This is a genomic window from Marinitenerispora sediminis (assembly GCF_003336425.1).
In the GTDB taxonomy this organism is placed as follows: domain Bacteria; phylum Actinomycetota; class Actinomycetes; order Streptosporangiales; family Streptosporangiaceae; genus Marinitenerispora; species Marinitenerispora sediminis.
This window is the reverse complement of sequence record NZ_QEIO01000041.1, coordinates 1-12,220: the sequence shown is the minus strand read 5'-3', so window position 1 is coordinate 12,220 and position 12,220 is coordinate 1. Positions and strand designations below refer to the sequence as shown.

The following is a 12,220-nucleotide window of genomic DNA, read 5'->3' as shown; positions in this document are numbered from 1 at the left end:
GTGACGCGCGCCAGGCGGCGGCGTAACGTCGGCAGACATGAGCCGCGACCACGTCCTCGTCAAGCGCGACGGTGACTTCGTCACCATCACGATGAACCGCCCCGAGCGGCGCAACGCGCTGTCGCTCGACCACATGCGGGAGCTCACCGCGGCTTTCGAGGAGGTCGGCGCGTCGGACGCGCGCGGTGTCACCCTGGCCGCGAACGGCCCGGTGTTCTGCGCCGGCCACGACTTCGCCGACGTCGCGTCCGCCGACCTCGCGCGGGCTCGCGAACTGCTGGACACCTGCGTCCGGTTGATGCGGACCGTGCAGTCGGTCCCGCAGGTGGTGATCGCGCGGGTGCACGCCCTGGCGACCGCCGCCGGGTGCCAGCTCGTGGCCGACTGCGACCTCGCCGTCGCCGCCGACACCGCCGGCTTCGCCGCACCCGGCGGCGCGGGCGGCTGGTTCTGCCACACGCCGATGGTGGCGATCGCCCGCAACGTCGGCCGCAAACGCGCGATGGAGATGGCGCTGACGGGCGACGTCGTCGACGCCGCCACCGCCGCCGAGTGGGGCCTGGTCAACCGGGTCGTCCCGGCCGAGGAGCTGGAGGGCGCCGCACGTTCCCTGCTGGAGCGCGCCACCCGGGGGAGTGCGCGCAGCAAAGCCCTCGGCAAGCGGGCGCTGTACGCGCAGTTCGGCCGCCCGGAGCCCGACGCCTACCAGTACGCGGTCGAGGTGATGGCCGCCGCCAGCCAGACCCCGGAGGCCCGCGAGGGCATCGCCGCGTTCCTGGAGAAGCGCCAGGCGCACTGGCCGGCCTGACCGGGAAGGGCTCCGGCCCCCGGAGGGCCTCCGGCCCGCTTCGATGCGGTACAGGGGCCCCGCAGCCGGCTCAGGCCACCGCCGCCGGGCGGGGTTCGGCGATCCGTCCCTCACGGGACGGCCACGCGGCCCAGACGGCGACGCCGATGTAGAGGAGCTGCTCGGGAAGCCGGACCGCGAGCGGGGTCGGCTCCCCGCCGGCGAACGGCACGCCGTTCAGGGCGGCGTAGACGTTGGCGGGGAACATCAGCACGAACAGCGCCGCCACGCACCACCCGGCCACGCGCCGCGTGGCCGGCAGCACCAGGCCGGCCGCCCCCGCGAGTTCGAGCACACCGGTGCCGTACACCACCAGCTCGGGGAAGGGGATCTGCGGCGGCACCATGCCGACCATGTCGGCGCTGTTGGGCATCACCGTCACCGAGGGCGGCACGAAGTGCGCGCTGGCGGTGAGCACCAGCATCACCGCCAGCCCGTGGGCGGCGCTGACCCGCCACGTGCGGAACCTGCGCACTCCCAGGGCGCCGAGCCCCCGGAAGGCGAGCAGGGCCGTCAGCAGCACCAGTGGAACGAGCATGGTCCTCATCTCCTCGCGGGACACCCCAGCAATCTTGTCAGCGACAAGTTTGGGGCGGCACCGCAATCTTGTCAATGACAAGATTCGGGATACACTGCGCCCATGGCCGCACGCACCGCCTACCACCACGGCGACCTCCGACGAACGCTGCTCGACGCCGCTCTCGACCTCATCGCCGAACAGGGCGTCGCCGCGGTCAGCCTGCGCGGCCTCGCCCGGCGGGCCGGGGTCTCGCACGCCGCGCCGGCCCACCACTTCACCGACAAGGCCGGGCTGTTCACCGCGATCGCGGTCGAGGGGCACCACCTGCTGGCCGACGCCATGACCGCCGGGACCGCCGCCGGCGGCGGTCCCGGCCACGGCGCACGGGGCGCCGGGGACGGGGATGGGACGGACGCCCCGGCGGCCGTGCTACGCGAACTGGGCGTCCGCTACGTACGCTTCGCCCTCGACCACCCCGCCCACTTCGACGTGATGTTCCGGCTCGACCTGTGCCGCGCGGACGACCCCGGCCTCGCCGCCGCCCGCGAACGCAGCGGCGCGCTCCTCAACAGCGCCGTCCCCGGCGGCCCGCACGGACCGCGCCGGCGCGGCTACGTCCTGGCCGCCTGGTCGGTCGCCCACGGGTTCGCCACGCTGTGGCGGGAGGGGAGCCTGGCCCGCAGCGTGGGCGACGGCACCCCGGAGAACTACTTCGAGGAGGCCGCGGACGTCCTGTTCGCCCCCGCGGATCCGCCCGCCGCCGGCTGACCGCACCGCCGGCGCGCGGCCGGACCGCTGCCGAGGCGGCGGCCGCGTATCTCAGCCGCGCGCGTCCTCCGCGCCCGGCCGGCGCGGCACCAGGAGGTCCCCGGCCGCGGTGCCGAGGCGGCCCAGCGCCCACTCCAGGGGGCCGCGGCCCAGCAGAGCACGCCAGACCGAGGCCAGCAGCAGGGCCGACACGACGAACATCTCCAGCCGGAACGGCGCGGCGTCCTCGGTCGAGGCGGCCAGCCAGGCGATCATCGCGATGTGGCCCACGTAGACCGTCAGCGCCATGGACCCCGCCGCGGTCAGCGGGTAGAGCACCGGGCCGAGGAGATCGGCCAGCACCAGGCAGCCGGTGAGCACCAGGAGCGCGGTACCGACGGCGCCGGCGATCTCGAAGGTGGTGCCGCTGTGCGGGGAGGCGGCGGCCAGCCACAACGGGCTGTCGGTGGGCACCGCGCCGTGCAGCGAGTTCAGCTGCTCGGCCATCCACTCCCGCAGGACACCGCGCATGGCCGGGTCGTCCGGCACGACGGCGGCGCCGCCGTAGTAGTCGGCGACCTGCTCCGCGGCGAGCCGGTCGATTCCGCCCAGCGGGTACATGATCAGCCACGACCCCCCGTACCCGAGCAGCAGCAGCCCGAGCCCGGTTCCGGCCAGGGCCAGGCGCACCCGCAGCGCGCGCAGGTCCAGCCGGCCGACGGCCATGCCGGCCAGCACGAACGCCATGAAGGTGCAGGCGGGGTAGTAACCGGTGAGCAGGAAGTCCCCCACACTCGCGATGGACCCCTCCACGTACCCCTGGTCCCCCATGGCGGCGCGGACCGCGAACGACAGCTGCGGCCCCACCAGCCCCACTCCGACCGCGAGCGCGGCCAGGGCGGCGGCACGCAGCCGCAGCAGCGGCAGCGCCAGCACGAAGAAGCCGCCGTAGTAGGCGAGGATGACCGCGATCGGGGTGTTGAGCAGGTCGAGCAGCCCCCCGAGGAGGGCGAGGACCACGGCGCGCACCAGCAGGCGGGCGGTCAGCCGGTGCAGCCGGTCGCCGGAGGGCGGCGTGCCGCGCCCCGACATCAGCGCGAGCGACAGACCGGCCAGGAAGGCGAACAGCGCCGAGGAGCGCCCGCGGGTGAGCTGGTGCAGCGCCTCCGCGGTATCGCCGTCCAGCAGTCCGACGGCCCCCGCTCCCAGGTGCACGGTGAACATGCCGAAAACGGCAAGCGCCCGGGCGGCGTCCACCCCCGCGATGCGCTCGGCCCGTGGGGGCGCGGATTCCTGTCCGATATCACCGTCATCAACGGCCTGCTGCGACACGCCGTCCAGGCTAGGGGGTATTGGGCGCTTTTGTCCCTCTGGACGCCGGACCGGGGTCGGCGGACGGGACCGCCGGGTGGCGGGGCAGCCGGCCGGACCCGGCCGCGAGGAACCGGCCGCGCTCCCGCGCGGAGCGGTAGGCCCCGACGGCGCTGGAGGCGGCGGACCGCGAGAACCCCCGGGGCCGGCGGTCGGGTCCGGGAACCGGCGGCCCTGCCACCCGCCGCCCGCGTGCCTGCCCCGGACCGGCGGCCTGCCCGCCCCGCGACCGCCCACGCCTGGCACGCCCGCGCCCAGCCGCGCCGGTACCGGCCGCGTCGGAGCCGAATGCCGGGCACGTGGGCGAGCGCCGATCACGTACGGCAAGCCCGCCCCCGCCGGGCGGTGGCGGCGCGGACTCCGCCACCGCGATCCGGGCCGGGCGGGTCTGCCCGCGCGGCCCGGCTCCTCGGGATGCCCGCGCCCCTCCTGCACCGCGGCCGCGACCGGCCAGCGCTGACGCGTCCGCCCGCGCGCGACCGCGCCGTGGCGGGGCGCACCCGGACGGCAGCGGGGACCGGCCGGGCCGGCGGTCACCCGCTCCCACGGCGTCCGCGGTCAGCCGGGTGCCCGCCGGCCGGATCCGCCGACCTCGTCCCGGCGGCCCCGCGCGCCGCGGGTCACGCCTCGTCAACGGTGCGGGCCCGCTCCCGGTACCGCGTACGGACCGCGACGAAGGTTCTGCGCACCCCCACGGCCAGCAGCGCCAGCAGCACCACGCTGACGAGCATCCCGGCGAGATTGACCAGCCACCCGGGGGCGACCGGCGTGAGCAGCCGCCCGACACCGGCCGCGGCACCCCACAGCGCCGCGACGGCGCCCAGAGCCGTGAGGACCCCGGCGGTGTACCCGAGCACGGCCGGCCAGCGGGCGCGGCCGGGCACCCGGCGGTACCCGGCGCCCCGGGGCAGCATCAGCCCGATCGGGGTCGGCGGCATCGACACCTGGAACAGCCCCAGCTGCTGCACATGGGGGGTGTCGAGCCAGAGTCGGCGCAGGCCGAGCCCGGTCGCCTCCGCGAACCGGCACAGCTCGGACCGCGTCCATCCGTAGATCTCCACGTCCAGCAGCCGGACGCTACCACGGGTGACCAGGCTGAGGTGCTCACGCCAGAGCGGCTCGGTTCCCGTCCCGTCGACGTTGATGTAGCGGACCGTCTCACGGCAGATCGCCAGGTCCGCGACCCCGCCCTCGCCACCGCGCGGCAGCCGCCAGGTGCGGCCCCGCGCGTCCGTGACGGACACGGTCGCGGCATCGGCGGACAGCGCGCCGTGGCGCAGCCACCCCCGCATCCTCCGGGGCGGCGGTCCGCCGGACAGCGGCTGGCCACTGGGACGGACCGTGAGCGGGGCGTGCTGCCGGGCGAGGTCGCGGGACACCAGGACCTCCCGGCGCGAGTACGGCACTTTGTGCCGCGCTCGCTGGTCCCGCGCCCAGGCGCGCAGTTCGGGCACCGTCATCCCCGCCTCGGTGCGGGCTCCGCTCAGGCCGACGACCACCGGGTACGCCAGCGGCGACGCGCAGAGCACGAGCAGCCCGCCGGCGACCGCGGCACCGTGGTCGGTGAGCACCGCCGCTCCCGTCACGGAGTAGCCCGCCACCGCGATGGCGGCCCACACCCACCGCGCCACCACCCGTGCCCAGGCGCGCCGCCGCACCGCCGGCGACCCCCCGGCCGGGGGCCACCACACGAAGCCGCCGAGCAGGAGGGCCCCCAGCGCCACCAGCATCACCACGAACGCGGTGTCGCTGACCACCAGATCGTCTTCCGAGGTGCGTGCCGCCACGATCATCGACAGCACCGCGAGAACCGCGAGCGCCACCCGCACGATGCGGACCGCCCTGCGGGCCGCCCACAGCCTCGTGCCCGGTCTCTCACCCACCGCGCTGCCTCGTTGCCGGTTCCTCAAGACGGGGTGCCCTCCGCCGCGAGCCGGGCGAAGAAGTCCAGCGCCTCCGGGTTGGCCAGCGAGTCGCGGCTGGCGACCTTCTCCGGCTCCTGGCCCATGAGGATGCGCTTGACCGGGACCTCCAGCACCTTGCCCGAGAGCGTGCGCGGGACCGCCGCGATGGCGCGCACGCCGTCGGGGACGTGGCGCGGCGAGCAGTCCTCCCGGATCCGCCGGGCCAGGCGGCGGGTGAGGTCGTCGTCCAGCTCGCGGCCGGGGCGCAGCACCACGAACAGCTCGATCCGCGAGCCGCCGTCCGGCTGCGGGACGTCGACCACCAGGGCGTCGACCACGTCCTCCAGCGCCAGCACCGCCCGGTAGATCTCGCTGGTGCCCATGCGCACGCCGCCGCGGTTGATGGTGGAGTCGGAGCGCCCGTAGATGACGGCGGTGCCGCGTTCGGTGATCTCGATCCAGTCGCCGTGCCGCCAGACGCCGGGGTAGACGGCGAAGTAGCTGTCGCGCAGCCGCTCGCCGTCCGGGTCGCCCCACAGGAACAGCGGCATGGACGGCGCCGGCTCGGTGATCACGAGTTCGCCGACCTCGCCCACGACCTCCTTGCCCTCGGGGTCCCATGCGGCGACCGCCATACCGAGCGAACGGGCCTGGATCTCGCCCTCGTACACCGGCAGCGTGGGCACGCCGCCGACCAGGCAGCTGCACACGTCGGTCCCGCCGCTGGTGGAGAACAGCCACAGCTGGGATCCGAACTCGCGGTAGCAGTAGGCGAAGCCCTCCGGGGACAGCGGCGACCCGGTTGACCCGATCGCGTGCAGGGCGGAGAGGTCGCGCCCCTCGGCCGGGTGCAGCCCCGCCTTCATGCAGGAGGCCAGGAACCCGGCGCTGGTTCCGAAGACGGTGACCCGCGCCCGCTCGGCCAGGTCCCACAGCGCGCCGAGGTCCGGATACCCGGGGCTGCCGTCGTACAGGACGATGGAGGCGTCCGTGAGCAGCACGCTCACCAGGAAGTTCCACATCATCCACCCGGTGGTGGTGAACCAGAAGACCCGGTCCTCGGGGCGCGCGTCCAGGTGCAGGTGCAGGTTCTTCAGCTGCTCCAGCAGGATGCCGCCGTGCCCGTGCACGATGGCCTTGGGCAGGCCGGTGGTGCCGGAGGAGTAGAGCACCCACAGCGGGTGGTCGAAGGGCAGGGGCTCGAAGCGCAGCTCGGCGCCCTCACCCGCCCGCTCCAGTTCCGCCCAGTCCAGGGTGCCCTCGACCGGCTCGTCGCGCAGGTAGCCGAGGACGACGGTGTGCTCCAGCGTGGGAAGCTGCTCGCGCAGCGCCGCGACCACGTCGCGGCGGTCGAAGTCGCGGCCGCCGTAGCGGTAGCCGTCGACGGCGAGCAGTACCTTCGGCTCGATCTGGGTGAAGCGGTCGATGACGCTGCGCACCCCGAAGTCCGGGGAGCACGAGGACCACACCGCGCCGATGGACGCGCACGCGTAGAAGGCCGCGACCGCCTCGGCGATGTTCGGCAGGTAGCCCACCACCCGGTCGCCGGGCCCGACGCCGAGCTGGCGCAGGCCGGCGGCGATGGCCGCGGTGCGGCGGCGCAGCTCGCCCCACGTCCACTCGCCCAGCACCCGCAGCTCCGAGGCGTGCCGGATGGCCACGGCGTCGTCGTCCCGGCCCCGGAAGACGTGCCGGGCGTAGTTCAGGGTGGCCCCGGGGAACCAGCTCGCGCCCGGCATGGCGCGGTCGGTGAGGACGCGCTCGTAGGGGGTGTCGGCCTGGACGTCGAAGTACTCCCAGATCGTCGACCAGAAACCGTCGAGGTCGGTGACCGACCAGCGCCACAGCGCGTCGTAGTCCGCCACCTCCACCCCGCGGTTCTCGTGCACCCAGCGCGCGAACGCGGTGATGTTCGCGCGCTCGCGCCGTTCGCCGTCGGGCTGCCAGAGCACGGGTGGCTGCGGCGTTGGAGTCATTCTCGCGCCCCTCCTGGGTTCGACGGGAGGACCGGCCCGGGACCGCCGACGCTCCCGCACACGGCTGTGCGGCCCATTGAACAACAGCGGCTCCGTCCGGCACGCCGCCGGGTGCGGGTAACACGTGACGTGGGCCACGTGGGACGCCCCCGCTCCGCGCCCGGCACCGCTTCGCAGGACGGGGAAACCCGGAGTCCAGGCCGCTTCCGGACCGCGAACCGGTCGGCGGCGCCGGGTAGCCTTGACGCGGCGCGGCAATGGAAGCGGGGCGAAAGGCGGAGCGGCGCAGTGCGGAAACCGGCGCTCGGCAGGCGGGGAGTCATCGTCGGCATCGTCGCCGCGATCCTGGTCATCGGGTCCGTGGTCGTGGTGGCCGTCCCCAGCACCCGGCTGGCGGCCCAGCTGGCCTGGTGCGACCTCACCGGGACCGGCTGCCCGGGACCGCCGTACAGCCCGCCGGAGGAACCCGGGGACGACGTCGACTGGCGGATCTCGCTGTCACCGCTGGAGGCCGCCACCTGGGGCAACTACTACGCGCTCGGCGACTCCTACTCCTCGGGCGACGGCGCCGACGACTACCTCTCGGGGACGGCGGTCTCGGGAGGGTGCTGGCGGTCCGCCAACGCCTACCCCCGGATCATCGCCGACAGCTTCGACTTCGCCGGGGAGCTCGGCTTCGTCGCGTGCAGCGGCCAGCGCGGCTACGCGATGCTGGACTCGCTGGGTGGCGCCGACTCCCAGCTCGACCGCGTGTCCCGGCACGCCTCCCTGGTCACCATCGGCATCGGCGGCAACGACCTCGGGTTCACCTCCGTCCTGAAGGCGTGCATGCTGCGGGTCCCCCTGCTGGAGAGTGACGCCTGCATCGGCCAGGAGGAGGACATCGACCAGCGCATGCGCACGTTCGAGTCGACCTTCGAGGACGTCATCGGCGAGGTCCGCGAGCGGGCCCCCGACGCCCGTGTGGTCGTGCTGGGCTATCCGCGGCTGTTCGCCGCCAAGCCCGACGGCATGTACTACACGCTGACCGCCACCGACCAGCGCTGGCTGAACACCACGATCCAGCGCTTCAACCGCCAGATCCGCGAGGCCGCCGAGGCGGCCGACGCGGAGATCGCCGACGCCGGCCAGGTGGGCAGCGTGGAGTTCGTGGACGTCTACGACGTGGTATCCGGCCACGAGGTGGGCACCGAGGAGCCCTGGGTCAACGGCGTGCTGCTGCGCGACCTCACCGAGGGCGTCACCATCGACCGCAGCACGTTCCACCCCACCGCCGAGGGCCAGCGCGCCGTGAGCGAGCGGGTCCTGGCCCAGATCGAGGCCGGACCGGAGCGCCGGCTGTACGCCACCCGGGAGACCGTGCGCAACGCGAGCCCGGAGGTGCTGGCGGCGGAGGCGGACTGACCCCGGCGGCGCCCGGCTGTGCCGGGGCGTCCGACGGGGTACGGCCGGCGGGGCGCCCTAGACCTGCTGGTCGAACCCCAGCCGCCGGAGCTGCTTGGGGTCGCGCTGCCAGTCCTTGGCCACCCGGACCCGCAGGTCGAGGTAGACCCGCTGCCCCAGCAGCGCCTCGATCTGCTGGCGCGCCCGGGTCCCCACGTCGCGCAGCCGGCTGCCCTTGGCGCCGATCACGATGGCCTTCTGGCTGGGCCGCTCCACGTACAGGGAGGCGTAGATGTCGGTGATCTCCCGCCCCGGCCGGGTGTTCTCGCGCGGGCCCATCTCCTCCACCACCACGGCGATGGAGTGCGGCAGTTCGTCGCGGACGCCCTCCAGGGACGCCTCCCGGACGAGCTCGGCCACCAGCATCTCGTCCGGCTCGTCGGTGAGGTCGCCGTCGGGGTACAGCGGCGGCCCCTCCGGGAGGTGGCCGCACAGCACGTCGGTGAGGGTGTCGAGCTGGAAGCCGCCGTTCGCCGACACCGGGACGACGTCGGCCCACTCCCCCAGCCGGGACACGGCGAGCAACTGCTCGGTGAGCCGCGCGCGGTCGGTCTTGTCGGTCTTGGTGACGATCGCGACGACCGGGGTGTCACGCTGGCCGGCGAGTTCGCGGGCGATGTAGGTGTCGCCCCGGCCGATCGGCTCGTCGGCCGGCACGCAGAACCCGATCACGTCGACCTCGACGAGGGTGGAGCGCACCAGGCTGTCCAGCCGCTCCCCGAGCAGGGTCCGCGGCTTGTGCAGCCCGGGGGTGTCCACGACGATGAGCTGCGCGTCGTCGCGGTGCACGATGCCGCGCACCGTGCGGCGGGTCGTCTGCGGCCGGTTGCTGGTGATGGCCACCTTCTGGCCCACCAGCGCGTTCATCAGGGTCGACTTGCCCACGTTGGGCCGGCCGACGAAGCAGGCGAACCCGCTGCGGAACCCCTCCGGATGGCTGGGCATCGGCAGGGGCGTTCGCAGGCGTTCCAGGTCGAGGTCGCTCATGGGCCGGTTCGTTCTCCTGTCAGGCGCGCGTGACGCGCGCGGGCGTGCCGTCCGGTGCGACGAGCACCACGGCGGCGGTCGCGAGGTCCCGGGCCACGGCGAGGTCGACGGGGGCGTGCTCGGCCGCCTCCGTCACGACCACCGCCGCCTCCAGGTTCCGCGCTCCGCTGGACACCGCGGCGGCCACCGCCGCCTGGAGGGCGGTCAGTTCCAGAGCCGGCAGCGCGACGGTCGTGGCGACGTAGGTGCGGCCGGTCTCGTCCCGCACGGCGGCGCCCTCAGCCGCGGCGTTGCGGGCGCGCGCGGAGCGGGCCAGGGTGATCAGCTTGCCGTCCTCGGGGCCGAGGTCCTCGTCAGGGCGGATCGGGTCGCTCACGTACTGCCTTCCTCTTGGTCGGTGCGGCCGGTGCCGCGCGGAGTCAGGACTCGTCGGCGGGACCGGCGGAGGACTCGGCCGGCATCGACAGCCGCTCGACGATCACGGTCGCGGTGCGGTTGCGGCGCCCGGACGGGTCCTCGGCGGTCAGCCGCAGGCCCGCGTAGACGGCGCGCGATCCGCTGATGGGCACCCGCCCCAGCACGTAGGCGAGCAGCCCGCCCACCGTCTCGACGTCCAGGTGCTCCAGGTCCAGGTCCACACCGAACAGCTCGGAGAGCTCGCCCACGGGCAGCCGGGCGGTCACCCGGGCCCGGTCCTCGCCGAGCCGCTCGACGGGCGGCACCTCGTCGTCGTACTCGTCGGTGATCTCGCCGACGATCTCCTCGACGATGTCCTCGATGGTGACCAGGCCGGCGGTGCCGCCGTACTCGTCGATGACCACGGCGACGTGGATGCGCTGCCGCTGCATGTCGCGCAGCAGTTCGTCGATGGGCTTGGAGTCCGGCACGTAGCTGGCCGGGCGCATGATGTCGCGCACCGTCCGGCCGGGGTCGGCGGCTGCCGCCGGGCGGCCGCCGTCCGGTCCGCCGGCGGAGGCGGCCCACTCGTCGTGCAGCCGGGCCACCACGTCCTTGAGGTAGACGATGCCGACGACGTCGTCCTCGTCCTCGCCGGTGACCGGGATGCGGGAGTAGCCGCTGCGCAGCGCGAGCGACAGCGCGTCCTCCGCACCGGCGTCGTGCCCGATGAAGACGATGTCGGTGCGCGGCACCATGACCTCGCGGACCGAGGTGTCGTCGAGCTGGAACACCGAGTGGATCATCTCGCGCTCGTCGGCGTCGATGACGTGGCCGCGCTCGGCCAGGTCCACCAGGCGGCGCAGCTCGTCCTCGGTGGAGAACGGACCCTCCCGGTCACCCCTGCCGGGCGGTGTGGCGGCACGGCCTAGCCGTACCAGCAGCTGCGCGAGCGGCCCCAGCACCAGGGTGGCCGGCGCGACGACGCCTGCGGCGGCCCGCGCCACCGGCTCCGCGAACTGCCGGCCGAGGATGCGGGGGGTCACCGCGATGAGCACGTAGTTGACCGGGATCATCACGACGGCCGCGCCGAGCACCGCCGGCCAGCCGAAGTCGAGCAGCGCGACGAAGCCCACCAGCAGCGACAGCGTGGCCAGCACCTCGAACGCGACCCGCAGCAGCAGCACCGTGTTGAGGTGGCGGACGGGGTCGGCGGTGACGGCGGCCAGCCGGCCGGGGGCGCGTCCCTCGGCGCCGTCGGCCCCGGTGGCGCCCATGCTGACGACCCGGGACAGCGCCACCTCGGCGGCCACGCAGCACCCGGCGAGCAGCGCGAGCAGGAGCGCGCAGCCGAACGCGGCCGCGGCTTCGAGGAGGCCCGGCCCCCCGGCGAGCCCCAGGGCGGTGTCGGCGGCCAGTGCCGTGAGACCGGCCGGGCCGGTATGGCCAGCGCTCATCGCGACGTGTCTTCCCTCTCCTCGTCGGCCCGCGCCTCCGGAGTCGTCGGCGGCTGCGCGGGCTCGGCCCCGGCCGCCTGGAGCTGGCGCCAGCCGGCCAGCAGCTCGCCCTGCAGGCCGAACATCTCCTTGTGCTCCTCGGGCTCGGCGTGGTCGTAGCCGAGCAGGTGCAGGATGCCGTGCGTGCACAGCAGGTCGATCTCGTCCTGCGTGCTGTGCCCCGCCTTGCGCGCCTGCCGCTCGGCGACCTGCGGGCAGATGATCACGTCGCCGAGCATGCCCGGATCGGACGTGCGTCCCGGGCCGCCGGGACGCAGTTCGTCCATCGGGAACGAGAGCACGTCGGTGGGGCCGGGCTCGTCCATCCACCGGACGTGCAGTTCGGTCATGGGCGCCTCGTCGACGAGCACGATGGACAGCTCGGCGAGCGGATGGATCCGCATGGCGTCCAAGACGTGGCGGGCCAGCAGCGCCAGCCGCGTCTCGTCGGTGGGGACGCCGGATTCGTTCGCGACGTCAATGCTCATTGGGTGGTGCGCCCTATCTGTCGTCTCTGGGGTTCGGTCCGCGGG

Annotated in this window: 11 protein-coding genes; 3 read left to right on the top strand and 8 right to left on the bottom strand. The window is 74.5% G+C overall.

Translation table 11 applies throughout. The features are described from left to right. Positions 1–37: 37 nt before the first annotated feature. On the top strand, positions 38–808 hold the full coding sequence (locus DEF28_RS10345) for an enoyl-CoA hydratase-related protein (RefSeq protein ID WP_114397894.1): 771 nt from the start codon (positions 38–40) through the stop codon (positions 806–808). 70 nt (positions 809–878) lie between these two features. On the opposite strand, the gene DEF28_RS10340 is transcribed toward DEF28_RS10345, so the two are convergent. Beyond that, positions 879–1,385: a DoxX family protein gene (locus DEF28_RS10340; RefSeq protein ID WP_114397893.1), complete on the bottom strand. Its 507-nt coding sequence runs from the start codon at positions 1,383–1,385 to the stop codon at positions 879–881. A gap of 102 nt (positions 1,386–1,487) precedes the next feature. On the opposite strand from DEF28_RS10340, the gene DEF28_RS10335 reads away from it, so the two are divergent. Continuing rightward, complete coding sequence (locus tag DEF28_RS10335; protein ID WP_114397892.1) at positions 1,488–2,135, top strand: TetR/AcrR family transcriptional regulator; 648 nt, start codon at positions 1,488–1,490, stop codon at positions 2,133–2,135. Between the two features lie 51 nt (positions 2,136–2,186). Here DEF28_RS10335 and DEF28_RS10330 read toward each other — a convergent pair whose 3' ends face one another. The 3 genes from DEF28_RS10330 to DEF28_RS10320 all read right to left on the bottom strand — a co-directional run bounded on the left by DEF28_RS10330 (position 2,187) and on the right by DEF28_RS10320 (position 7,365). Beyond that, positions 2,187–3,446, bottom strand: coding sequence for a heparan-alpha-glucosaminide N-acetyltransferase domain-containing protein (locus DEF28_RS10330; protein WP_233515222.1), 1,260 nt, complete (start codon positions 3,444–3,446; stop codon positions 2,187–2,189). 659 nt (positions 3,447–4,105) lie between these two features. Further along, positions 4,106–5,368, bottom strand: coding sequence for a hypothetical protein (locus tag DEF28_RS10325; protein WP_114397890.1), 1,263 nt, complete (start codon positions 5,366–5,368; stop codon positions 4,106–4,108). Between the two features lie 23 nt (positions 5,369–5,391). Beyond that, positions 5,392–7,365 carry an acetoacetate--CoA ligase gene (locus DEF28_RS10320; RefSeq protein WP_114397889.1) on the bottom strand — a complete coding sequence of 658 codons (1,974 nt, stop codon included), beginning with the start codon at positions 7,363–7,365 and terminating at the stop codon, positions 5,392–5,394. A gap of 288 nt (positions 7,366–7,653) precedes the next feature. Between DEF28_RS10320 and DEF28_RS10315 the strand changes: the two genes are divergently transcribed. Then, positions 7,654–8,769, top strand: a complete 1,116-nt coding sequence (locus DEF28_RS10315) for an SGNH/GDSL hydrolase family protein (protein WP_114397888.1) — start codon at positions 7,654–7,656, stop codon at positions 8,767–8,769. 57 nt (positions 8,770–8,826) lie between these two features. Here the strand turns inward: DEF28_RS10315 and era are convergent, their stop codons facing one another. From era to ybeY, 4 genes are read right to left on the bottom strand one after another with little or no spacing between them, the layout of a single operon-like run. Continuing rightward, positions 8,827–9,795 carry a GTPase Era gene (gene era, locus DEF28_RS10310; RefSeq protein WP_114397887.1) on the bottom strand — a complete coding sequence of 323 codons (969 nt, stop codon included), beginning with the start codon at positions 9,793–9,795 and terminating at the stop codon, positions 8,827–8,829. A 19-nt stretch (positions 9,796–9,814) separates the two neighbouring features. After that, a complete protein-coding gene (locus DEF28_RS10305; RefSeq protein ID WP_233515221.1) occupies positions 9,815–10,171 on the bottom strand; it encodes a cytidine deaminase in 357 nt (118 codons plus the stop codon). 43 nt (positions 10,172–10,214) lie between these two features. Beyond that, a complete protein-coding gene (locus DEF28_RS10300) occupies positions 10,215–11,648 on the bottom strand; it encodes a hemolysin family protein (protein WP_114397886.1) in 1,434 nt (477 codons plus the stop codon). Further along, positions 11,645–12,175: an rRNA maturation RNase YbeY gene (gene ybeY, locus DEF28_RS10295; protein ID WP_114397885.1), complete on the bottom strand. Its 531-nt coding sequence runs from the start codon at positions 12,173–12,175 to the stop codon at positions 11,645–11,647. The genes DEF28_RS10300 and ybeY overlap by 4 nt, the downstream gene beginning before the upstream one ends. Between the last annotated feature and the right edge of the window lie 45 nt (positions 12,176–12,220).

What these genes read in the sequence shown, in the direction of transcription:
- era (WP_114397887.1), bottom strand. Translation starts at nt 9,795, where the DNA reads ATGAGCGACCTCGACCTGGAACGCCTGCGAACGCCCCTGCCGATGCCC.
- DEF28_RS10335 (WP_114397892.1), top strand. Translation starts at nt 1,488, where the DNA reads ATGGCCGCACGCACCGCCTACCACCACGGCGACCTCCGACGAACGCTG.
- DEF28_RS10345 (WP_114397894.1), top strand. Translation starts at nt 38, where the DNA reads ATGAGCCGCGACCACGTCCTCGTCAAGCGCGACGGTGACTTCGTCACC.
- DEF28_RS10320 (WP_114397889.1), bottom strand. Translation starts at nt 7,365, where the DNA reads ATGACTCCAACGCCGCAGCCACCCGTGCTCTGGCAGCCCGACGGCGAA.
- DEF28_RS10340 (WP_114397893.1), bottom strand. Translation starts at nt 1,385, where the DNA reads ATGCTCGTTCCACTGGTGCTGCTGACGGCCCTGCTCGCCTTCCGGGGG.
- ybeY (WP_114397885.1), bottom strand. Translation starts at nt 12,175, where the DNA reads ATGAGCATTGACGTCGCGAACGAATCCGGCGTCCCCACCGACGAGACG.
- DEF28_RS10300 (WP_114397886.1), bottom strand. Translation starts at nt 11,648, where the DNA reads ATGAGCGCTGGCCATACCGGCCCGGCCGGTCTCACGGCACTGGCCGCC.